Source organism: Pseudomonas sp. GCEP-101, from assembly GCF_025133575.1.
Taxonomy (GTDB): Bacteria; Pseudomonadota; Gammaproteobacteria; order Pseudomonadales; family Pseudomonadaceae; genus Pseudomonas; species Pseudomonas nitroreducens_B.
Genome location: NZ_CP104011.1, coordinates 1,289,676 through 1,310,586, shown reverse-complemented (window position 1 = coordinate 1,310,586; position 20,911 = coordinate 1,289,676). Strand labels below are relative to the sequence as shown.

19 protein-coding genes are annotated in these 20,911 nt (G+C 67.0%); 13 read left to right on the top strand and 6 right to left on the bottom strand.

Annotation, left to right across the window (positions count from 1 at the left end; all coding sequences use genetic code 11):
* Positions 1 to 28: 28 nt before the first annotated feature.
* The 3 genes from N0B71_RS05970 (at position 29) to hutG (ending at position 3,684) form a co-directional block, all read left to right on the top strand.
* The gene (locus N0B71_RS05970; RefSeq protein ID WP_259757822.1) at positions 29 to 1,561 is read left to right on the top strand and encodes an HAL/PAL/TAL family ammonia-lyase; all 1,533 of its coding nucleotides are present in this window, start codon (positions 29 to 31) and stop codon (positions 1,559 to 1,561) included.
* Complete coding sequence (hutI, locus tag N0B71_RS05965; RefSeq protein ID WP_259757821.1) at positions 1,558 to 2,754, top strand: imidazolonepropionase; 1,197 nt, start codon at positions 1,558 to 1,560, stop codon at positions 2,752 to 2,754. Before N0B71_RS05970 ends, hutI begins: the two co-directional genes overlap by 4 nt.
* Before the next feature lie 126 nt (positions 2,755 to 2,880).
* Positions 2,881 to 3,684 carry an N-formylglutamate deformylase gene (hutG, locus tag N0B71_RS05960; protein ID WP_259757820.1) on the top strand — a complete coding sequence of 268 codons (804 nt, stop codon included), beginning with the start codon at positions 2,881 to 2,883 and terminating at the stop codon, positions 3,682 to 3,684.
* Positions 3,685 to 3,780: 96 nt separating this feature from the next.
* On the opposite strand, the gene N0B71_RS05955 is transcribed toward hutG, so the two are convergent.
* Positions 3,781 to 4,755, bottom strand: coding sequence for a LysR family transcriptional regulator (locus tag N0B71_RS05955; protein ID WP_442964649.1), 975 nt, complete (start codon positions 4,753 to 4,755; stop codon positions 3,781 to 3,783).
* Positions 4,756 to 4,818: 63 nt separating this feature from the next.
* On the opposite strand from N0B71_RS05955, the gene N0B71_RS05950 reads away from it, so the two are divergent.
* The 3 genes from N0B71_RS05950 to N0B71_RS05940 are packed head-to-tail and all read left to right on the top strand — an operon-like array spanning position 4,819 to position 7,371.
* Positions 4,819 to 6,063 carry a D-amino acid dehydrogenase gene (locus tag N0B71_RS05950; protein WP_259757818.1) on the top strand — a complete coding sequence of 415 codons (1,245 nt, stop codon included), beginning with the start codon at positions 4,819 to 4,821 and terminating at the stop codon, positions 6,061 to 6,063.
* A gap of 23 nt (positions 6,064 to 6,086) precedes the next feature.
* The gene (locus tag N0B71_RS05945) at positions 6,087 to 6,437 is read left to right on the top strand and encodes a RidA family protein (RefSeq protein ID WP_259757816.1); all 351 of its coding nucleotides are present in this window, start codon (positions 6,087 to 6,089) and stop codon (positions 6,435 to 6,437) included.
* 34 nt (positions 6,438 to 6,471) lie between these two features.
* Positions 6,472 to 7,371 (top strand): transporter substrate-binding domain-containing protein, encoded by a 900-nt coding sequence (locus N0B71_RS05940; protein ID WP_259757814.1) that lies wholly within the window; start codon positions 6,472 to 6,474, stop codon positions 7,369 to 7,371.
* Positions 7,372 to 7,376: 5 nt separating this feature from the next.
* Here the strand turns inward: N0B71_RS05940 and N0B71_RS05935 are convergent, their stop codons facing one another.
* Both N0B71_RS05935 and N0B71_RS05930 read right to left on the bottom strand, forming a co-directional pair.
* Positions 7,377 to 7,853 (bottom strand): NUDIX domain-containing protein, encoded by a 477-nt coding sequence (locus tag N0B71_RS05935; protein ID WP_259757812.1) that lies wholly within the window; start codon positions 7,851 to 7,853, stop codon positions 7,377 to 7,379.
* Positions 7,850 to 8,278 (bottom strand): hypothetical protein, encoded by a 429-nt coding sequence (locus tag N0B71_RS05930; RefSeq protein WP_259757810.1) that lies wholly within the window; start codon positions 8,276 to 8,278, stop codon positions 7,850 to 7,852. The genes N0B71_RS05935 and N0B71_RS05930 overlap by 4 nt, the downstream gene beginning before the upstream one ends.
* Before the next feature lie 179 nt (positions 8,279 to 8,457).
* On the opposite strand from N0B71_RS05930, the gene pip reads away from it, so the two are divergent.
* The 7 genes from pip to N0B71_RS05895 all read left to right on the top strand — a co-directional run bounded on the left by pip (position 8,458) and on the right by N0B71_RS05895 (position 16,983).
* Positions 8,458 to 9,429 carry a prolyl aminopeptidase gene (gene pip / locus N0B71_RS05925; protein ID WP_259757809.1) on the top strand — a complete coding sequence of 324 codons (972 nt, stop codon included), beginning with the start codon at positions 8,458 to 8,460 and terminating at the stop codon, positions 9,427 to 9,429.
* The gene (gene dtd, locus N0B71_RS05920) at positions 9,426 to 9,863 is read left to right on the top strand and encodes a D-aminoacyl-tRNA deacylase (RefSeq protein WP_259757808.1); all 438 of its coding nucleotides are present in this window, start codon (positions 9,426 to 9,428) and stop codon (positions 9,861 to 9,863) included. The genes pip and dtd overlap by 4 nt, the downstream gene beginning before the upstream one ends.
* A 200-nt stretch (positions 9,864 to 10,063) precedes the next feature.
* Complete coding sequence (locus N0B71_RS05915) at positions 10,064 to 11,632, top strand: glucan biosynthesis protein G (RefSeq protein ID WP_416784898.1); 1,569 nt, start codon at positions 10,064 to 10,066, stop codon at positions 11,630 to 11,632.
* Positions 11,625 to 14,198 (top strand): glucans biosynthesis glucosyltransferase MdoH, encoded by a 2,574-nt coding sequence (gene mdoH, locus N0B71_RS05910; protein WP_259757807.1) that lies wholly within the window; start codon positions 11,625 to 11,627, stop codon positions 14,196 to 14,198. Before N0B71_RS05915 ends, mdoH begins: the two co-directional genes overlap by 8 nt.
* Positions 14,199 to 14,422: 224 nt before the next feature.
* Positions 14,423 to 15,220, top strand: coding sequence for a transporter substrate-binding domain-containing protein (locus N0B71_RS05905; protein ID WP_259757806.1), 798 nt, complete (start codon positions 14,423 to 14,425; stop codon positions 15,218 to 15,220).
* A 73-nt stretch (positions 15,221 to 15,293) separates the two neighbouring features.
* Positions 15,294 to 16,256, top strand: coding sequence for an amino acid ABC transporter permease (locus N0B71_RS05900; RefSeq protein WP_259757805.1), 963 nt, complete (start codon positions 15,294 to 15,296; stop codon positions 16,254 to 16,256).
* Positions 16,249 to 16,983, top strand: a complete 735-nt coding sequence (locus N0B71_RS05895) for an amino acid ABC transporter ATP-binding protein (protein WP_259757804.1) — start codon at positions 16,249 to 16,251, stop codon at positions 16,981 to 16,983. Before N0B71_RS05900 ends, N0B71_RS05895 begins: the two co-directional genes overlap by 8 nt.
* A 288-nt stretch (positions 16,984 to 17,271) precedes the next feature.
* Here N0B71_RS05895 and N0B71_RS05890 read toward each other — a convergent pair whose 3' ends face one another.
* The 3 genes from N0B71_RS05890 to N0B71_RS05880 all read right to left on the bottom strand — a co-directional run bounded on the left by N0B71_RS05890 (position 17,272) and on the right by N0B71_RS05880 (position 20,893).
* Positions 17,272 to 19,305, bottom strand: a complete 2,034-nt coding sequence (locus N0B71_RS05890; RefSeq protein WP_259757803.1) for a DEAD/DEAH box helicase — start codon at positions 19,303 to 19,305, stop codon at positions 17,272 to 17,274.
* 154 nt (positions 19,306 to 19,459) lie between these two features.
* Positions 19,460 to 20,308: a methylenetetrahydrofolate reductase [NAD(P)H] gene (gene metF, locus N0B71_RS05885; RefSeq protein ID WP_259757802.1), complete on the bottom strand. Its 849-nt coding sequence runs from the start codon at positions 20,306 to 20,308 to the stop codon at positions 19,460 to 19,462.
* Between the two features lie 54 nt (positions 20,309 to 20,362).
* A complete protein-coding gene (locus N0B71_RS05880; protein WP_259757801.1) occupies positions 20,363 to 20,893 on the bottom strand; it encodes an HD domain-containing protein in 531 nt (176 codons plus the stop codon).
* Positions 20,894 to 20,911 lie beyond the last annotated feature (18 nt).

The following is a 20,911-nucleotide window of genomic DNA, read 5'->3' as shown; positions in this document are numbered from 1 at the left end:
GGCGCTTCCCCGCCTACAGGAGTCTTGCATGTCGTCCTCTACCACCATCACCTTCGGCAACGGCCCGCTGCGCTGGCAGGACCTGGTCGCGGTGGCGCGCCAGGGTGCACGCCTGCAACTGTCGACGGCCGCCTGGGCGCGCATCGACAATGCCCACGGCATCGTCGAGCGCATCGTCAGCCGGGGTGAGCGGGCCTATGGCATCAGCACCGGCCTGGGTGCGCTGTGCAACGTGGTGCTGCAGGGCGAGCAACTGGCGCAGCTGTCGCGCAATACCCTGCTCAGCCACGCCTGCGGCGTCGGTGAGCCGCTGAAGGACGAACAGACCCGCGCCATCATCGCCGCCGCCATTGCCAACTACAGCCACGGCAAATCCGGCCTGCACCGCCGCGTGGTGGAGGCGCTCCTGGCGCTGCTCAACCACGGCATCACCCCGCGCGTGCCGGCGCAGGGCTCGGTGGGCTACCTGACCCACATGGCCCACGTTGGCGTCGCGCTGCTGGGCATCGGCGACGTGAGCTATCGCGGCGAGGTGGTGCCGGCCTGCCAGGCGCTGGCCGCCGAAGGGCTGGAGCTGGTGCAGCTGGGCGCCAAGGACGGGCTCTGCCTGGTCAACGGCACGCCGTGCATGACCGGCCTGAGCTGCCTCGCCCTCGACGAGGCGACCCGCCTCGCGCAGTGGGCCGACGTGATCGGCGCCATGAGCTTCGAAGCCCTGCGCGGGCAGATCGACGCGTTCGACGCGCAGATCATCGCGCTCAAGCCGCACCCCGGCATGCAGAAGGTCGGCGCCAACCTGCGGGCGCTGCTCGAAGGCAGCGAGGTGATCGCCTCGAGCCGTGGCATCCGCACCCAGGACGCCCTGAGCATCCGCTCCATGCCGCAGATCCATGGTGCCTGCCGCGACCAGCTGGAGCACGCGGCGAAGCAGATCGAGACCGAACTCAATTCCGCCACCGACAACCCGCTGGTGCTGGGCACGCCGGACGATTACCGGGTGGTGTCCCAGGCCAACCCCCATGGCGAGTCCGTGGCCATGGCCGCCGACCTGCTGGCGATCGCCGTGGCCGAGCTGGGTGGGGTTTCCGAGCGCCGCCTGGACCGCCTGGTGAATCCGCTGGTCAGCGGCCTGCCGGCTTTCCTGGTCAGCCAGCCGGGCGTCAACTCCGGGATGATGATCGCCCAGTACGTCGCCGCCTCCCTGGCCGGCGAGAACCGCCAGCTGGCGCAACCCGCCGTCCTCGACAACTTCGTCACCTCCGGCCTGCAGGAAGACCACCTGAGCCTGGGCACCAGCGCCGCGCTCAAGCTCGGCCGTGCCCTGGACAACAGCCGGCGCATCCTCGCCATTGAATTCCTGCTGGCCGCCCAGGCCTTCGAATTCCTCAAGCCGCAGCGCTTCGGCGCCGGCACCGACTGCGCCTGGAGCCTGCTGCGCGAGCAGGTGCCTGCCTACGACAGCGACCGCTGGCTGGCGCCGGACATCGCCCGCACCGCCGAGCTGCTGGCCAACCCGGCGGCCCTGAACAGCGTGGGCGCGAGCATCGGGAGACTGCAATGAAACACCTCTGGCAGCACTGCCACGCGGCGACGATGAAGGATGGGCGCTACTCGATCATCGAGGACGCCGCGATCATCACCGAAGGCGAACGCATCGCCTGGATCGGCCCGCGCGCCGAGCTGCCCGAGCGCCCCGTGCAGAGCACAGACCTGGGCGGCGCCTGGGTCACGCCCAGTTTCATCGACTGCCACACCCACCTGGTGTTCGGCGGCGACCGCAGCGGCGAGTTCGAGCAGCGTCTCAACGGCGTCAGCTATGCCGAGATCGCGGCAGCCGGCGGCGGCATCGCCAGCACCGTGCGCGCCACCCGCGAGGCCAGCGAGGACGAACTGCTGGCCAGCGCCATCAAGCGCGCCCGGCCGCTGCTGGCCGACGGCGTCACCGTGCTGGAAGTGAAGTCCGGCTATGGCCTGGACCTGGACAGCGAACGCCGCATGCTGCGCGTGGCCCGCCGGCTGGAGCAGGAGCTGCCGGTGACGGTGCGCACCACCTGCCTGTCCGCCCATGCCCTGCCCCCGGAATACGCCGGCCGTGCCGACGACTACATCGAGCAGGTGTGCAATCACATCCTCCCGGCGTTGGCCGAGGAAGGCCTGGTGGACGCGGTGGACGCCTTCTGCGAGCACCTGGCGTTCTCCCCGGCGCAGGTCGAGCGGGTGTTCCAGGCGGCGAAGCGCTTGGGCCTGCCGGTGAAGCTGCACGCCGAACAGCTGTCCTCGCTGCATGGCTCCAGCCTGGCAGCGCGCTACGGAGCGCTGTCCGCCGACCACCTGGAATTCATGGACGAAAGCGACGCCATCGCCATGGCCGAGGCCGGCACCGTCGCCGTGCTGCTGCCGGGCGCCTTCTTCGTCCTGCGGGAAACCCAGCTGCCGCCGATGGAGGCCCTGCGCAAGCACGGCGTGCACATCGCCATCGCCAGCGACCTCAACCCCGGCACCTCGCCCGCGCTGTCCCTGCGCCTGATGCTGAACATGGCCTGCACCGCCTTCCGCCTGACCCCGGAAGAAGCGCTGGCCGGCGTCACGCTCAACGCCGCCCGCGCGCTGGGCATGGCCGACAGCCACGGCAGCCTGGAAGCAGGCAAGGTGGCCGACTTCATCGCCTGGGACATCCAGCGCCCCGCCGAACTCGCCTACTGGCTCGGCGGCGACCTGCCCAAGCGCGTCATTCGTCATGGCGAAGAGCTGTGAGCTTGCTTTTCGTAGGAGCGAGCTTGCTCGCGAACAGCTTCACGTTGGGGGTTAATTCGCGAGCAATAACAATGGCGTCCCCCTCGCTCCTACAGGTTCGTCTTCGCCCGGTTTGGAGATAGCCCCATGGACAACGTTCTCGAATTCAAACGCGGCCGCGTGCCCCTGCTGATCAGCATGCCGCACCCCGGCACCCGCCTGACCCCGGCGGTGGAAGCCGGCCTGGTGGACGAGGCCCGCGGGCTGGACGACACCGACTGGCACATCCCGCGGCTCTACGCCTTCGCCGAGGAGCTGGGCGCCAGCACCCTGGCCGCCGGCTACTCGCGCTACGTCATCGACCTCAACCGCCCGTCCGATGACAAGCCGCTGTACAGCACCGCCACCACCGGCCTCTACCCGGACACCCTGTTCGACGGCCGCCCGCTGTTCAAGGAGGGTCTGGCGCCGTCGGCCGAGGAGCGCGCGCGTTACCTCGCCGAGGTCTGGACGACCTACCACCGCACCCTGGCCGACGAGCTGGCGCGCCTGAAGGCCGAGTTCGGCTACGCGCTGCTGTGGGATGCCCACTCGATCCGCTCGCTGATCCCGCACCTGTTCGACGGCAGGCTGCCGGATTTCAACATCGGCACCCACAGCGGCGCGAGCTGCGATGCGGAAGTGGCCGAGCGACTGGTCGCCGTCTGCGCGGACGCCCCGGCCTACCGGCACATCCTCAATGGCCGCTTCAAGGGCGGGCACATCACCCGCCACTACGGCCAGCCCCAGGACAACGTCCATGCCGTGCAGCTGGAACTCGCCCAGTGCAACTACATGGATGAGCAGGCGCCCTTCGGCTACCGCGAGGACCTCGCCGCGCCCACCGCCCAGGTGCTCCGCAAGATGCTGGAAACCTTCCTCGCCTGGGGCCGCGAGCGCTACGGCCGCTGAGTTTTACGCAGCTTCCTGCCGCACCGGGACCGTCGGCGCGGCGCCGCCGGACCACGCATCCCGGCGGCGTTGCCCCGGGGCGGCAGGGGCTGTCTTTTATTCGCGATGCTGCGCCAGTTGCCCCTCGGCATGCCGCACCAGCATCTCCAGCAGCAGCGCCTGGGTATGCGGCGGCGTTTCGTCGGCGCGGGTCAGGGCGTAGAGCGTCACCTTCACGGTGGGCGTCAGGGTGCGCTGCACCGTCAGGTGTGCGTCCGCACCCAGCGCGGTGAAGGGATCCACCAGCGCCAGTCCCGTACCGGCTTCCACCAGTGTTCTTGCCAGGGCATAGGTCTGCACCGCGATGCGCACGCGCGGCGGCGGTTCGACGTTGGCCAGGTGGCTTTCCAGGCGGGCGGACAGCGGGTCGGAGGTGGATAATCCGATCATCGGCTCGCCGGCCAGTTCGTCCAGCGTCAGGGGATGGCCCAGGCGCTCGTCCGGCCAGTGGCCGCGCGGCGCCAGGGCAACCAGCGGGCCGCTGGCAATGGGCTGCGAGCGCAGGCCGGGATGGTCGGTCTGTTGCAGGGTCAGGGCGAGGTCGAGCTCGCGCATCAGCAGGTTCTGCACCAGTTCGCGGGAGTGCTGGGTGGCCAGCTCGCAACTGCTCTGCGGATAGCGGTCGGTCCATTCGCGGATCACCGGCGGCAGCAGCGACAACGCCATGGCTGGCGTCGCACCCACGCGCAGGCGGTTTTCCGGCTGGCCGCGCAGGCTCTGCGCCAGGCGCCGGACGCCCTGCAGGCTTTCGCTGACCTTGGCCACTTCGCGCTCCAGCTCCAGTGCCTCGGGGGTTGCCTGCAACTTTCCGCGAACCCGCAGGAAGAGCGGGAAGCCCAGTTGCTGCTCGGCATGCTGCAGCACCTTGGTCACTGCCGGCTGCGAGACGTGCAGCAACTGCGCGGCGCCGCTGACCGAGCCGGTCTCGCGAATGGCCTGGAACACTTCGATATGGCGCAGGCGCATGGCTTTCCCTCGTGTGGATATCGCGCGTGTATAACGCAAGGTTATGGGTTGCCCATGTTTATTCATTGTTCGCCGCCTGTCACCCGGCACTAAGGTCGAGGCCAGGATCGAAAGGGCAGTGAGGCGGCAATGGCACAGCGGGTTTGCATCATCGGCGCGGGCGTGGTCGGACTGGCCACGGCGCACGCGCTGGTCCTCGAAGGCTTCGACGTCACCGTGCTGGAGGCGCGGGATCAGGCCGGGCTGGAAACCAGCTTCGCCAACGGTGGCCAGTTGTCCTACCGCTATGTCGCGCCGCTGGCCGATGCCGGCGTGCCGCAGCAGGCGCTGGGCTGGCTGCTGCGTGGGGACTCGCCGCTGCGCCTGCGCCCGCGCCTGGACCCGGCGCAGTGGCGCTGGCTGCTGGAATTCACTGCCGCCTGCCGGCGCTCGGTGAACCAGGCCAACGCGAAACACCTCCTGCGCCTCGCGCTGTTCAGCCAGGCCACCCTGGCGCAGTGGCGCGAGGGCGGGCTGGATGGCTTCGACTGGCGGCGCAACGGCAAGCTCGTGGCCTTCCGCGACGAAGGCAGTTTCCGCAGCGCGCGGCAGAGCCTGTCGGATCCGGCCGCGCAATTCGTGCTCTCGGCGCAGCAGTGCCGCGAGCTGGACCCGGCGCTGGAGCGGGCGCCCTTCGTAGGTGGCATTCATACGCCGGACGAGGAGGTCGCCGATTGTTTCCTGTTCTGCCAGCGGCTGGCCGAGCGGCTCGAAGCGTCTGGCCGCTGCCGGATTCTCTATGGCCATCCCGCGTCGCGGCTGACGCTGCGCAATGGCGCCGTGATCGGCGTGGAGGCGGGCGGGGAGAACTTCGCGGCCGATCATGTCGTGCTCGCCGCCGGCTACCGCAGCGCGGCGCTGCTGCCGGGCGGGCCGCGCCTGCCGCTCTATCCGCTCAAGGGCTACAGCCTGACCGCGCCGATCCGTGCCGGCGACCACGCGCCGGACGTGAGTCTGACGGATTACGACCGCAAGGTGGTCTACGCGCGCATCGGCGACCGGCTGCGTATCGCCGCCATGGTCGACATCGTCGGTTTCGACCCACGCCTGGAGCCCAAGCGGCTGGCGCTGATTCGCCAGCAGGCGGCGGATACGCTCCCTGACGCCTGTGATTACGGCGCGGCCATCGAATGGGCCGGCATGCGCCCGGCGACGCCCACCGGCGTGCCGTTGGTGGGCGCCTGCGGGCCACGCGGGCTGTGGCTGAACCTTGGCCACGGTGCGCTCGGCTTCACCCTGGCGTGCGGCAGCGCGCAACTGATCGCCGCGCAGATCGGTGGGCGCAAACCCGGCATCGACACCAGCGGCCTGACGCCCGAGCGGCTGGCCGGCTGATTCCCTCGGACAGGAGACTCCCCATGCAACTCACCCGTATCGCCACCAACGACCGACTTTCCGGCGCCATGGTCTTCGGCTCGCTGGTGTTCCTCTCCGGGCAGGTGCCCGGTCAGGCCACCGACATCCAGGGCCAGACCGGCGAGGTGCTGGCGAAGATCGACGCACTGCTGGCCGAGGCCGGCACCGACAAGGCGAACCTCCTCAGCGCCACCATCTACCTCAAGGACATCGCGGCCGACTTCGAGGCCATGAACGCTGTCTGGTCCGCCTGGTTGCCCGACGGCTGCGCGCCGACCCGCACCACGGTGCAGGCGCTGCTGGCGCGACCGTCCGTGCGGGTGGAAATCACCGTCATTGCCGCTCGGCCTTGAACCACGACTCACAACAACAAGAGGGATCGAACCCATGAAACGACTCGCACTCGGAATGCTGGCAGCGTCCAGCCTGGTCTGCGCACTGGCACAGGCGAACGAGGCCCTGGACGGTACGCTGAAGAAAGTCGCCGAGCGCGGCACGATAACCCTGGGTTATCGCGACGCCTCGGTGCCGTTTTCCTATCTGGGCGACAACAGCGGCCAACCCATGGGCTACTCGGTGGAGCTGGCCGGCAAGGTGGTCGAGCGCATCCGCCAGCGGCTCGGCAAGCCGGACCTGGCGGTGAAGTACAACCTGGTGACCTCGCAGACCCGCATCCCGCTGGTGCAGAACGGCACGGTCGACCTGGAGTGCGGCTCCACCGGCGTCACCGCCGAGCGCCTGAAGCAGGTCGCCTTCTCCTACGGCTTCATCTACGTGAAGGGCCAGCTGCTGACCGCCAAGGACAGCGGCATCCAGGGCTTCGACGACCTCAAGGGCAAGAACGTGGTGACCACCGCCGGCACCACCAACGAGCGCTACCTCAAGGCCTACAACGCCGAGCACAAGCTGGGCATGAACGTGGTCAGCGCCAAGGACCATGGCGAGGCCTTCCTCATGCTGCAGTCCGGCCGCGCCGTGGCCTTCTACATGGACGACGCACTGCTCTACGGCGAGAAGGCCAAGGCCCGCGACCCGCACCACTGGGTAGTGGTGGGCGAGCCGCAGTCGCGGGAAATCTACGCCTGCATGGTGCGCAAGGACGATCCGCAGTTCCTCGCCCTGGTCAACCAGACCCTGGCCGACCTCTATTCGTCTGGCGAGATCAAGGGCATCTACCAACGCTGGTTCGAGCAGCCGATCCCGCCGAAGAACCTCAACCTGGAATTCCCCATGACCGCCGAGCTGCAGGCGATCATCGCCAAGCCCACCAGCGAACCGGTGCAGTAACGCCGCTAGCGCTGCAGGCCGAGGTGGCGGATCAGCGGCTGTGCCTCGGCCAGGCGCTCCCACACATCGTCGAGCAATTCGGCGGGGTAGTAGGAGGGCAGGCGCGGCAGTTCCTGGCGCGGGACCCAGGCGACCTCGCGGATGTCGAACTCGTCGCCGCCCAGGCCGCGCAGGTTGTCCAGGCTGACGCGGCCGTCCCAGGCGTCCACGCGGTAGAACAGCTCCATGTGAAAGCGCCCGGCCAGCGGCTCGGCGAACTCGCGCACGTACACCAGCGGGCCGACGTCCACCGTCAGCCCGGTTTCCTCGCGGCATTCGCGGCGCACGGTGTCGCGGGTCGATTGGTCCTTGTCCGATTCGAAGCCGCCGCCCGGCGGAATCCAGTACACGTCGCCGCCCACCTCATGGCGCACCAGCAGGATCTCGTCGCGGCGCACCAGCAGGCCGGCGGCGCGGATACGGTGTTGCAGGGGAGACGTCATTGCCAGTCCAGCCTCGCCAGTTTCCATTGGGCGCCGTCGCGCCACCATTCCAGCTTCACCGAATAATGCCCGGCGCTGTCGGGAATCAGGTTCTCGGCGCCGGTGAGGGCCACCTGCGCGTCGGTATGGCCGCGATTGGGGTAGGTCGGATCGAGCTGGCTGGTGCTGCGCAGCAGGATCACCTTGACCTGCTGGTGGCGCAGGAACAGCAGCGCCATGGTGCGCCGCGCCCAGTCGCGGTCGAACTCGCCGTTGGCGCGGAAGTCGCCGGCGAGCTGATTGATCACCGCCCCGCTATTCTTGGCCTCGAGGTTGTCCTGCAACTGCTTGACCGCCGCATCCAGCTGCGCCCGCGGGTCTTCCCGGCCGCAACCGGCGAGGGCGAACAGCGCGAGCAGTAGAGAAAGAAACAACTTCCGTGGCATGGCTCACTAACTCCCTTATGGGTTTTCCGCTGGCCCGAGTATCATGCCCGACACCGTGGGGGCCGAAGACTGTCGATGGAAGTTGCGCCGCGGCAACGCGCCGTTCTCTTCAATGAGCGACAGGCCCTAGGATGGTTACTGGTCCGGAGCGACCGTACGCACTGATCCAGGAGCGAGCCATGCAAACTTTGTATCCGGAAATCAAGCCTTACGCCCGCCATGAACTGGCCGTCGAGGAGCCGCACGTTCTCTATATAGACGAGAGCGGTACGCCCGACGGATTGCCGGTTCTGTTCATCCATGGCGGCCCGGGTTCCGGTTGCGATGCCATGTCGCGGCGCTTCTTCGATCCGAACATCTACCGCATCGTCACCTTCGACCAGCGCGGCTGCGGCCGCTCCACGCCCTACGCCAGCCTGGAGAACAACACCACCTGGCACCTGGTGCAGGATATCGAGCGCATCCGCGAGCACCTGGGCATCGACAAGTGGGTGCTGTTCGGCGGCTCCTGGGGCTCGACGCTGTCGCTGGCCTACGCCCAGACCCACCCCGAGCGCGTGCTGGCGCTGATCGTGCGCGGCATCTTCCTCTGCCGCCCGCAGGAAATCCGCTGGTTCTACCAGGAAGGCGCGAGCCGCCTGTTCCCCGATTACTGGGAGGACTACCTGGCGCCGATCCCTGCCGATGAACACGATGACCTGCTGCACGCCTTCCACCGCCGCCTGACCGGCCCTGACCAGATCGCCCAGATGCACGCCGCGCGCGCCTGGTCCACCTGGGAAGGCCGCACTGCCACGCTGCGGCCGAACCCGGCGGTAGTGGAGCGCTTCGCCGACCCGCACCGTTCGCTGTCGATCGCGCGCATCGAGAACCACTACTTCGTCAACAACGGCTTCCTCGAACCGGACCAGCTGCTGCGCGACATGCACAAGATCGCCCACTTGCCGGGGGTGATCGTGCATGGCCGCTACGATGTGGTCTGTCCGCTGGACAACGCCTGGGCGCTGCACAAGGCCTGGCCCAACAGCGAGCTGCAGATCGTCCGCGACGCCGGCCACGTGGCGGGCGAGCCGGGCATCACCGATGCGCTGGTGCGGGCCACCAACGAGATCGGCCGGCGCCTGCTGAACCTGCCGCCGGAGGCTGAATGAAGGGGCTGATCCAGCGGGTGCGCGGCGCCCGCGTCGAGGTCGAGGGCGAAATCGTCGGTGCCATCGACCACGGTTTGCTGGTTCTCGTGGGCGTCGAACCCCAGGATGACGAGGCCTGCGTGAACCGTTTGTTGCACAAGCTGCTTAACTATCGAGTGTTTGGCGACGATGAAGGTAAAATGAACCTTTCATTGAGCGATGTCGGCGGCGGCCTGCTGCTGGTCTCGCAGTTCACCCTGGCCGCGGATACCCGAAAGGGGCTGCGTCCAAGCTTTTCCAGCGCGGCGCCACCTGAAAAGGGCGCCGCGTTGTTCGATCTACTCGTGGAGCAGGCGCGGGAGCGTCATCCGCTGGTCGCCACCGGCCGTTTTGGCGCCAACATGCAGGTCCACCTGGTCAATGACGGCCCGGTGACCTTTCTACTGGAGGCTTGAACGCGCGGCAGCTTGTCATATCGCCGTGGGATGATGGTTAGGGCTATGTACTTAGAACAATGCGTCTCCGGGAGCCCGAAGTACCCGTGTAAAAAAGCGGGGAATCATTCAGGCTCACTGGGGTCGGAATTCAATCGCCAGCAGATTGGCATCGCCTTTGCTGGCTTTAATCGTTTTGTGTTCACGGACGAGGGGGACTCGTGATTTTCCGTTCCGTTCAACAACCGCTTTCGCGCCACATCCTTCGCGGACTGGTCGGCTCCGCCCTGTTGGCGTTGAGCGCTACCCACGCCTGGGCCTTCGATCTCGACGACGTTGGCGAAAAGGCCAAGTCGCTGGCTGCAGAGAAGTACAGCGCACCGACGAGCAACCTGCCATCGGAATTCAGCGAAATGAAGTTCGCGGATTACCAGCAGATCCGCTTCCGTAACGAGAAGGCTTACTGGGCCGGCGACAAGACCCCCTTCAAGATCAGCTTCTATCACCAGGGCATGCACTTCGATACCCCGGTGAAGATCAACGAGGTGACGGCGACCGACGTCAAGGAGATCAAGTACGATCCCTCTCGTTTCGACTTCGGTTCGCTGAAGTTCGACGCCAATGCCACCAAGGATCTGGGCTATGCCGGCTTCCGCCTGCTGTACCCGATCAACTCCCCCGACAAGCAGGACGAAATCGCTACCTTCCTGGGCGCGAGCTACTTCCGCATCATCGGCAAGGACCAGTGGTGGGGCCTCTCCGCCCGTGGCCTGGCGCTGGATACCGCGCTGCCCTCGGGTGAGGAATTCCCGCGCTTCCGCGAGTTCTGGATCGAGAAGCCCAAGCCCAAGGATAAGCACCTGGTGATCTTCGCGCTGCTGGATTCGCCCCGTGCGACCGGCGCGTACCGCTTCACCATCCGTCCGGGCAACGACACCGTGGTCGACGTGAAGGCCCGCGTGTTCCTGCGCGACAAGGTGAGCAAGCTGGGCCTGGCGCCTTTGACCAGCATGTTCCTGTTCGGCTCCAACCAGCCCTCCGCGGAGCACAACTTCCGTCCGGAACTGCATGACTCCACCGGCCTGCAGATCCATGCTGGCAACGACGAGTGGATCTGGCGCCCGCTGAACAACCCCAAACACCTGTCCGTCAGCGCCTACAGCGTCGAGAACCCGAAAGGTTTCGGTCTGCTGCAGCGCGGCCGCGAGTTCTCCCGCTACGAAGACCTGGACGATCGCTACGACCTGCGTCCGTCCGCCTGGGTCGAGCCGCAGGGCGACTGGGGCAAGGGCACCATCGAGCTGGTGGAGATCCCGACGCCGGACGAGACCAACGACAACATCGTGGCCTTCTGGAACCCCGAGAAGCGTCCGGAAGCCGGCGAGCCGCTGGACTTCGCCTACCGCATGCGCTGGACCAAGGACGAGCAGGCCCTGCACGATCCGAAGAACGCCTGGGTCATGCAGACCCTGCGCTCGGTCGGTGACGTGAAGCAGAAGAACCTGATCCGCCAGCCCGATGGCAGCGTGGCCCTGGTCGTCGATTTCGTCGGCCCGACGCTCAAGGCCCTGGCTGGCGATGCGCCGGTGAGCACCCAGGTGAGCACCGACGACAACGCCGAGGTGAAGGAAAACAGCCTGCGCTACAACGCAGTGACCCAGGGATGGCGCCTGACGCTGCGGATCAAGGTCAAGGATCCGAAGAAGCCGACGGAAATGCGCGCTGCCCTGGTGAACGGCGGCCAGACCATTTCCGAAACCTGGAGCTACCAGCTGCCTGCCGATGAATAACTCTTCCGCTACCACCGCGCCGGTGGCCGACTACCTCGCGCACCTGCCGCTTTCGGCGCAGGAGCGTGAGGCGCTGGCCCAGGCCGGTTCCTTCAGCGAGCTGCACGAGCGGCTCGCTGGCGATGTTCAGGGTGAGGACGCGGCGCTGGCTTCGGTCGGCGCGCGCCTGCGCCATGGCTACGGCCAGGACCTGGACGACGCCCAGATGCTGGGCATGGACGACAATGGCCGCACCTACCTCAAGGCCGCGCCGCCGATCCAGCGCACCAAGGTGATCCCCGAACCCTGGCGCACCAACCCGCTCATGCGCGGCTGGCGCCGCCTGACCGGCCGCAGCAACCCGTCCAAGCCGGTCCGTGACCTGCCCAAGGCGCGCTGGCAGCGGGTCGGCTCGCTGCGCCGGTTCATCCTGGTCCTGCTCATGCTGGGCCAGACCAGCGTCGCCACCTACTACATGAAAGGCATCCTGCCCTACCAGGGCTGGGCCTTCGTCGATCTCGAAGAGATCAACCGCCAGACCTTCCTGCAGACCCTGGAACAGGTGCTGCCCTACGTCATCCAGTTCGGCGTGCTGGCGCTCTTCGCCATCCTCTTCTGCTGGGTGTCGGCCGGCTTCTGGACGGCCCTGATGGGCTTCTGGGAGCTGCTCACCGGCCGCGACCGCTACCGCATCTCCGGCAGCAGCGCGGGCAGCGAGCCGATTGCCGCCGATGCGCGCACCGCCATCGTCATGCCGATCTGCAACGAGGACGTCCCGCGCGTCTTCGCCGGCCTGCGGGCGACCTACGAGTCCGTGGCGGCCAGCGGCGAGCTGGATCGCTTCGACTTCTTCGTGCTCAGCGACACCAACCAGCCCGACATCGCCATGGCCGAAGAAAAGGCCTGGATCGAGCTGTGCAAGGAAGCCCTGGGCTTCGGTCGCATCTTCTACCGCCGCCGCCGGCGCCGGGTGAAGCGCAAGAGCGGCAACATCGACGACTTCTGCCGTCGCTGGGGCGGCCAGTACAAGTACATGGTCGTCATGGACGCCGACAGCGTCATGAGCGGCGACTGCCTGACCAAGCTGGTGCGCCTGATGGAGGCCAACCCCGAGGCCGGCATCATCCAGACCGCCCCGAAGGCGTCGGGCATGGACACCCTCTACGCGCGCATGCAGCAGTTCGCCACCCGCGTGTACGGCCCGCTGTTCACCGCCGGCCTGCACTTCTGGCAACTGGGCGAATCCCACTACTGGGGCCACAACGCGATCATCCGGGTAAAACCCTTCATCGAGCACTGCGCCCTGGCGCCGCTGCCGGGCAAGGGCTCCTTCGCCGGTGCGATCCTCTCCCACGACTTCGTCGAAGCCGCGCTGATGCGCCGTGCCGGCTGGGGCGTGTGGATCGCCTACGACCTGGAAGGCAGCTACGAGGAATTGCCGCCCAACCTGCTGGACGAGCTCAAGCGCGACCGCCGCTGGTGCCACGGCAACCTGATGAACTTCCGCCTGTTCCTGGTCAAGGGCATGCACCCGGTGCACCGCGCGGTGTTCCTCACCGGCGTGATGTCCTACCTGTCGGCGCCGCTGTGGTTCTTCTTCCTGGTGCTGTCCACCGCGCTGCTGGCGGTGCACCAGCTGATGGAGCCGCAGTACTTCCTGGAGCCGCGCCAGCTGTTCCCGATCTGGCCGCAGTGGCACCCGGAAAAGGCCATCGCGCTGTTCTCCACCACCCTGACCCTGCTGTTCCTGCCCAAGCTGCTCAGCGTCATGCTGATCTGGGCCAAGGGCGCCAAGGCCTATGGCGGTGTGATCAAGGTGACCCTGAGCATGCTCCTGGAGATGTTCTTCTCCGTGCTGCTGGCGCCGGTGCGCATGCTCTTCCACACCCGCTTCGTGCTGGCCGCGTTCCTCGGCTGGGAAGCCCAGTGGAAGTCGCCGCAACGCGATGACGACGACACCCCGTGGAGCGAGGCGATCCGTCGCCATGGCCTGCAGACCCTGCTGGGCCTGTGCTGGGCGCTGCTGGTGGCGTGGCTGAACCCGCGCTTCCTGTGGTGGCTGTCGCCCATCGTCGGCGCGCTGATGCTGTCCATCCCGGTGTCGGTGATCAGCAGCCGGGTCAAGCTGGGCCTGGCCTCGCGTGACGAGAAGCTGTTCCTCATTCCCGAGGAATACGACACCCCGCGCGAGCTGCGTGCCACCGACGAATACACCTACCAGAACCGCTGGCAGGCCCTGAAGGACGGCTTCGTCCGTTCCGCCGTGGACCCGGTGCTGAACGCCCTGGCCTGCGCCATGGGCACCGCCCGTCATGGCCACTCCGCTGCCATCGAGGCGACCCGCGCCGCGCTGGTCGAGAAGGCCCTGGAGGCCGGTCCCGAGCAGCTCGACGGCAACCGCCGCCTGGCGCTGCTGAGCGACCCGGTGGCGCTGTCGCGCCTGCACCTGGCGCTCTGGCAGGGCGACAAGGAGCAGTGGATCGGCCCGTGGCGCCATTCGCTGAAGACGGACGCCCACGCGCCCGCCGTGCCCCTGGCGCCGGTCGCGGACCAGGGCGCCATGGCCCTGCCCGCCGCGCAATCCTGATCGCCCGCCGCCCCCATCCTGCGCGGGTGGGGGCGGCGCGGCGGTTTAGCCTGTTTTCCCCTCGCTCCGCTGCTGGTACCCTGCGCCAGCTATCCAGAAAAGATTGAGATATCCGCCGCATCGGGTACGCTTCGCTCCCTTTGCGCGCTCGGCAGGCCCTTGCCGCGCCCGGTTCGATCGCTGGACAAAACAATACGTTCTTTCACTTGCTTGGGAGTATGGGGATGAAAAAGTACCTGGCATCGCTGGTGATTGGCGTCTGCGCCCTGGTCAGCGTGAGCGCGGCTCAGGCCGGCGCCATCGATGAAGCGGCCAAGCGCGGCACCCTGCGCGTGGGCATGGACCCGACCTACATGCCGTTCGAGATGACCAACAAGCGCGGCCAGATCGTCGGCTTCGAAGTGGACCTGCTCAAGGCCATGGCCAAGTCGATGAACGTCAAGCTGGAGCTGGTTTCCACCGCCTATGACGGCATCATCCCGGCCCTGCTCACCGACAAGTTCGACATGATCGGCTCGGGCATGACCCTGACCCAGGAGCGCAACCTGCGCGTCAACTTCAGCGATCCCTTCATCGTGGTCGGCCAGACCCTGCTGATCCGCAAGGAGCTGCAAGGCGAGATCAAGTCCTACAAGGACCTGAACGACGCGAAGTACCGCATCACCTCGAAGATCGGCACCACCGGCGAATTCGTCGCCAAGAAGCAGCTCTCCAAGGCCCAGTACCACGGCTTCGACAACGAGCCCGAAGCGGTCATGGACGTGGTCAACGGCAAGGCCGATGCCTTCATCTACGACTCGCCCTACAACGTCGTCGGCGTGAGCAAGTTCGGCGCCGGCAAGCTGGTGCATCTGGACCAGCCGTTCACCTACGAGCCGCTGGCCTTCGGCCTGAAGAAGGGCGACTACGACTCGATCAACTTCATCAACAACTTCCTCAAGCAGATCCGTGAGGACGGCACCTACGATCGTCTGCACGACAAGTGGTTCAAGAACACCGACTGGCTCAAGGACATGGAATAATCCACGTCTGACGCAGGTCGACCCGACGCGCAGGCCCCGAGCCTGCGCGTTCGCATTTTCACGGTAGAGATTCGTGGCTAGAACGAAACGCGCAACCTGGCCCTGGCACGGGCTGACCGGACTGATCCTCCTGCTGATCGGTCTGGCCCTCTGGTACTCCACATCGCTGATTTCCTACGAGTGGCGCTGGAACCGCGTCCCGCAGTACTTCGCCTACCAGGCTGAAGAGCCGCAGCGCGCGGAAGGCATTTCGCGGGTGGAGAAGATCGAGGAGCAGGGCGGCAACGCCCGCGTCACGCTGGTGGAGGAAGACGGCAAGCAGCAGGTGCTAACCGTGGCCGCCGACAGCCTGCAGTTCTCCGAGAACGATGACGTCGCCGAGGGCGATGTGGTCGGCTCGACCCGCCATTGGGCCGCCGGCCCGCTGGCCTGGGGCCTGTGGACCACGCTGTGGATCTCCTTCGTTTCCGGCGCGCTGGGCCTGGTCATCGGCCTGTTCACCGGTCTCTGCCGACTGTCGAAGAACCCGACCCTGCACGACCTGTCGACCCTCTACGTCGAACTGGTGCGCGGCACGCCGCTGCTGGTGCAGATCTTCATCTTCTACTTCTTCATCGGCACCGTGCTGAACCTCTCCCGCGAATTCGCCGGGGTGGCGGCGCTGGCGCTGTTCACCGGCGCCTACGTGGCCGAGATCGTCCGCGCCGGCGTGCAGTCCATCGCCCGTGGCCAGGACGAAGCCGCGCGCTCCCTGGGCCTGAACGCCGCACAGTCGATGCGCCACGTGATCCTCCCGCAGGCATTCAAGCGCGTGCTGCCGCCGCTGGCCGGGCAGTTCATCAGCCTGGTCAAGGATACGTCCCTGGTCTCGGTGATCGCCATTACCGAACTGACCAAGAGTGGCCGCGAAGCGATCACCACCTCGTTCTCCACCTTCGAGATCTGGTTCTGCGTCGCCGCGCTCTACCTCGTGATCAACCTGCCGCTGTCGCATCTGGCGGGGCGCCTGGAGCGGAGGCTCGGCCAAAGTGATTGAAGTGCGTAACCTGACCAAGGTCTTCGACACCCGCGGGCACGTCGTGCGCGCGGTGGATGACGTCACCACCGGCGTGGCCAAGGGCGAAGTGGTGGTGGTGATCGGGCCGTCCGGCTCGGGCAAGTCCACCTTCCTGCGCTGCCTCAACGGGCTGGAGGAGTTCGACTCCGGCTCGGTGAGCATCGACGGCGTCGACCTCGCCAACCCGAAGACCGACATCAACGCCTACCGCCGCGAAGTCGGCATGGTGTTCCAGCATTTCAACCTGTTCCCGCACATGACGGTGCTGGAGAACCTGTGCCTGGCGCAGAAGGTCGTGCGCAAGCGCGGCAAGGCCGAGCGAGAAGCCAAGGCCCGTGCGCTGCTGGAGAAGGTCGGTATCGGCCAGAAGGCCAACGAATACCCGTCGCGTCTCTCCGGCGGGCAGCAGCAGCGTGTGGCGATTGCCCGTGCGCTGTGCATGGACCCGAAGGTGATGCTGTTCGACGAACCCACCTCAGCGCTTGACCCGGAGATGGTCGGCGAGGTGCTGGACGTGATGAAGACCCTGGCGCTGGAAGGCATGACCATGGTCTGCGTGACCCACGAGATGGGCTTCGCCCGTGAAGTGGCGGACCGTGTGCTGTTCTTCGATCATGGCAAGCTGCTGGAAGACGCCGCCCCGGCGGCATTCTTCGCCCAGCCCAAGGACGCGCGTGCGCAGGCCTTCCTACGGCAGGTGCTGTGAGGCGTGTGCCACGCTGAAAGAGCCGCCTTCGGGCGGCTTTTTTGTGCCTGATCGGCGGGGCTGGATTGGCTCTCGTAGGAGCGGACTTCGTCCGCGATGATCCCTCGCGCGGAACTGATCGCGGACGGAGTCCGCTCCTACACACAGGGGGCACGCCGGAGCCGGCCGGTGACTGTAGGAGCGGGCCATGCCCGCGATTAGCGCCCATGGGGCGCTCTTGCAGGATTGGGCATTGCCGGAATCGCGCGCAAAAAGAAACCGCCCCGGAGGGCGGTTTCTTCTGCAGCATCAGTCGCGGTTGCGGGTCAGCAGCGCGGGACGCTCGGTCTTGCGGCGCGGTTCCAGCTCTTCCAACTGCTCCGGCGTGGGGAAGCGGTCGGAGCGGACCAGGTCGCGCTTGTTGATCACCACCGGCTGGCGGGTCGGCTTGGCGGCGCCGTACTCGCTCGGCTCGCGCAGCGGAGCGTCATTCATGCGCGAGGCCGGGGCCTTGCCGCCACGCTTGCGCTGACCGGGCTTGCCCTGGCCGTTGCCGCCCTGGCCCTGGCTGCGACCGGTGCCGTTAGGCTTGCGTGCGGCCTTGCCCTGACCTTGGCCTTGACCCTGGCCACGGCCTTGACCGCTGCCCTGGCCACCGCCCTGGCCGCCCTGGCCGCGGGGACGCTGCTGGCCCTGGCCCTGACTCTGGCCTTGACCCTGACCGCCACGGCGGCGCTGGCCGCGTTGCTGGTCCTTGTCCGGGAAGGGGCTGACGTAGTCGGCGCGGTTGCCGAAGTTGTCGAAATCGTCGTCGAGGAATTCTTCCGGGTCGCGGTTGCCATCGACTTTCGGCGCGCGGGCCGGCTTGGCCTGTTGCTCCTGACGGGGCTGGCGCGGCTCACGGGGCTGACGCGGTTGGGCATTGGCGTTGGAGTTGGGCTGGGCATCACCGCCCTGGCCGTCGCCTTTCTTCTTGCCGCGACCGCCACGACGGCGGCGCTTGCCGGCGGGCTTGTCGCCCTCGGTGCCTTCGGCGGCGTCGGAAGCGGCAGGGTGCTGCTGCGCTTCGGCCTGGGCCTGCTGCGGCTTGTCCTTGTTGCGGTCCTTGCGCTCGCCGCGCTTGGCCTTGTCCTTGCGCGGCTGGCGCTGGGGGGCTTCCTTCGGCTCGGGCTGCTGGACTTCCGGCAGCACCGCATCGGGGTCGAAGCCTTGCATGTCGCCATCGGGGATGCGCTGCTTGGTCAGGCGCTCGATGGCCTTGAGCAGCTTGTCCTCGTCCGGCGCCACCAGCGAGATGGCTTCACCGGTACGGCCGGCGCGGCCGGTACGGCCGATACGGTGGACGTAGTCTTCCTCGACGTTGGGCAGCTCGTAGTTCACCACATGGGGCAACTGGTCGATGTCCAGGCCGCGGGCGGCGATGTCGGTGGCGACCAGGATGCGGACGTCGTTGGCCTTGAAGTCGGCCAGGGCCTTGGTGCGCGCGTTCTGGCTCTTGTTGCCGTGGATCGCGGCGGCCGGCAGGCCGTGCTTGGTCAGGTATTCGGCGAGGCGGTTGGCGCCGTGCTTGGTGCGGGTGAACACCAGCACCTGCTCCCAGGCGCCCATGGTCACCAGGTGAGCCAGCAGGGCGCGCTTCTGCACGGCAGGGATGCGGAACACGCGTTGCTCGATGCGCTCGACGGTGGTGTTCGGCGGGGTGACCTCGATGCGCTCCGGGTTGTGCAGGAGCTTGTTGGCGAGGTCGACGATGTCCTTGGAGAAGGTCGCCGAGAACAGCAGGTTCTGACGCTTGGGCGGCAGCTTGGCGAGGACCTTCTTCACGTCGTGGATGAAGCCCATGTCGAGCATGCGGTCGGCTTCGTCGAGGACGAGGATTTCCACGTGGGACAGATCGATGCTGCCCTGGCCGACCAGGTCGAGCAGGCGACCGGGGCAGGCGACGAGTACGTCGACGCCCTTGGAGACGGCCTGGACCTGCGGATTCATGCCGACGCCGCCGAAGATGCAGGCGCTTTTCAGGGGCAGGTCGCGGGCGTAGACCTTGAAGCTGTCGTGCACCTGGGCAGCCAGCTCGCGGGTCGGCGTCAGGACCAGGACGCGGGCCTGGCGCGGGCCGTGGCGGTGTTCGCGGTCCGGGTGGCCTTCGGGGAACAGGCGTTCGAGCACCGGGAGGGCGAAGCCGCCGGTCTTGCCGGTGCCGGTCTGGGCGGCAACCATGAGGTCGCGGCCTTGCAGTACGGCGGGGATGGCGCGTTCCTGAACGGGAGTGGGGCGCGCGTAGCCGGCGGCTTCAACGGCGCCAGCCAGGGCCTCGGAGAGACCGAGGGAAGAAAAGGACATGCGGGGTTCCTGTAGGCCGGCGACCTGCCGGCTCGAGGGCGCGTGATTTCAAGCTCGGGGCGAGCGCTCAGCCGCTGGCTGGAAGCACTCCGTCCACGATGCGCCGGCGTTGCGCTGGCCGGGATCGCGGACGGTAAGCCCGGAGCAATGATCCTCAGCGGGGGAGCTTGAGGTTGTTCCAGAGCGCCAGGCTGGGTTCAGCCTGGTTCAGGGTGTAGAAATGCAGACCGGGTGCGCCGCCTTCGAGGAGACGTTCGCACATGTCGGTGATGACCTGCTCACCAAAGGCCTGGATGCTGGCGATGTCGTCGCCGTAGGCTTCCAGCTGCTTGCGAATCCAACGGGGGATTTCCGCGCCACAGGCGTCGGAGAAGCGGGCCAGTTTGGTGTAGTTGGTGATCGGCATGATACCCGGTACGACCGGAATGCTGACACCGAGTTTCTCCGCTCGCTCGACAAAATGGAAGTAGCTGTCGGCGTTGAAGAAGTATTGTGTGATGGCGGAGTCGGCGCCGGCTTTGACCTTGCGCACGAAATTCGCCAGATCATCCTCGAAATTGCGTGCCTGCGGGTGAACTTCCGGATAGGCGGCAACTTCGATGTGGAAGTGGTCGCCGGTTTCGGCGCGGATGAATTCCACCAGTTCGTTGGCGTAGCGCAGCTCGCCGCTGGCCATGCCCATGCCCGAGGGCAGGTCGCCGCGCAGGGCGACGATACGACGAATGCCGGCGTCCTTGTAGTGGGCCAGCAGCGCGCGCAGTTCGCCCTTGGTGTCGCCGACACAGGACAGGTGCGGCGCGGTCGGCACCTGCACTTCGCCGTCCAGTTGCAGCACGGTGGTCAGGGTGCGGTCGCGGGTGGAGCCACCGGCACCGTAGGTGCAGGAGAAGAAGTCGGGTTTTTTCGCGGCCAGCTGGCGCGCGGTGGCCAGCAGTTTTTCATGGCCGGCTTCGGTCTTGGCGGGGAAGAACTCGAAGCTGAAACGGCGTTCTTTCTGACTCATGGTCGTTCCTTCGGCGCCCCGTCATGGCGTGGCTGCCGGCATGTGCCGTCGACTTCAGAAGTAACGGCGGTAGTTGTCTATCTTCGCACGCAGTCGCTCGGCGCTGGGCCCGTGGACATGGCCGAGGGCATCCAGAATGCGCTGCGACTCCACGTGGTAGTCGGCGATCTTGCTCCGCGCCCAGGTCGAGGGTGGCGGCTGCAGGTTGGTGATCCGGTCGCACAGCTTGACGATCGCATACTGCGGCGCGCCGGTCGCCAGCCTTTGGAGGTAGGTGTCCAACGGCAGCTTCTGGCCATTCAGCACCTTGCTCAGGTGCCGGGCGCCATCGGCGACGAACTCGCCGAAACGCGTCTGCAGTTCCTCGAAGGGCACCGCGGTGTCTTCGAGCACGTCGTGCAGCAGGGCGATCTGGACGGTCTCCGCCAGGCGCTCGACAGGCGCTTCGCGGTCGGCCGCCATGACTTCGTTGGCGACCATCGCCAGGTGCACGGCATAGGGCAGCGTCGAGGCGGTCAGCGTCTGCCCGGCGTGAGCGCCGGCGGCGAAGAGCCAGGCCTGGTTGTAGCTGTCCTGCAGGTTCATGCGCTCGTGTTCCAGATG

Bases quoted from the DNA above. Each gene is read 5' to 3' on its own strand.
- N0B71_RS05880 (WP_259757801.1), bottom strand. From the start codon at position 20,893: ATGAACCTGCAGGACAGCTACAACCAGGCCTGGCTCTTCGCCGCCGGC.
- dtd (WP_259757808.1), top strand. From the start codon at position 9,426: ATGAAGGGGCTGATCCAGCGGGTGCGCGGCGCCCGCGTCGAGGTCGAG.
- N0B71_RS05940 (WP_259757814.1), top strand. From the start codon at position 6,472: ATGAAACGACTCGCACTCGGAATGCTGGCAGCGTCCAGCCTGGTCTGC.
- N0B71_RS05930 (WP_259757810.1), bottom strand. From the start codon at position 8,278: ATGCCACGGAAGTTGTTTCTTTCTCTACTGCTCGCGCTGTTCGCCCTC.
- hutI (WP_259757821.1), top strand. From the start codon at position 1,558: ATGAAACACCTCTGGCAGCACTGCCACGCGGCGACGATGAAGGATGGG.
- N0B71_RS05950 (WP_259757818.1), top strand. From the start codon at position 4,819: ATGGCACAGCGGGTTTGCATCATCGGCGCGGGCGTGGTCGGACTGGCC.
- N0B71_RS05945 (WP_259757816.1), top strand. From the start codon at position 6,087: ATGCAACTCACCCGTATCGCCACCAACGACCGACTTTCCGGCGCCATG.
- N0B71_RS05955 (WP_442964649.1), bottom strand. From the start codon at position 4,755: ATGAATAAACATGGGCAACCCATAACCTTGCGTTATACACGCGCGATA.
- hutG (WP_259757820.1), top strand. From the start codon at position 2,881: ATGGACAACGTTCTCGAATTCAAACGCGGCCGCGTGCCCCTGCTGATC.
- N0B71_RS05890 (WP_259757803.1), bottom strand. From the start codon at position 19,305: ATGTCCTTTTCTTCCCTCGGTCTCTCCGAGGCCCTGGCTGGCGCCGTT.
- pip (WP_259757809.1), top strand. From the start codon at position 8,458: ATGCAAACTTTGTATCCGGAAATCAAGCCTTACGCCCGCCATGAACTG.
- N0B71_RS05970 (WP_259757822.1), top strand. From the start codon at position 29: ATGTCGTCCTCTACCACCATCACCTTCGGCAACGGCCCGCTGCGCTGG.
- N0B71_RS05905 (WP_259757806.1), top strand. From the start codon at position 14,423: ATGAAAAAGTACCTGGCATCGCTGGTGATTGGCGTCTGCGCCCTGGTC.
- metF (WP_259757802.1), bottom strand. From the start codon at position 20,308: ATGAGTCAGAAAGAACGCCGTTTCAGCTTCGAGTTCTTCCCCGCCAAG.
- mdoH (WP_259757807.1), top strand. From the start codon at position 11,625: ATGAATAACTCTTCCGCTACCACCGCGCCGGTGGCCGACTACCTCGCG.
- N0B71_RS05935 (WP_259757812.1), bottom strand. From the start codon at position 7,853: ATGACGTCTCCCCTGCAACACCGTATCCGCGCCGCCGGCCTGCTGGTG.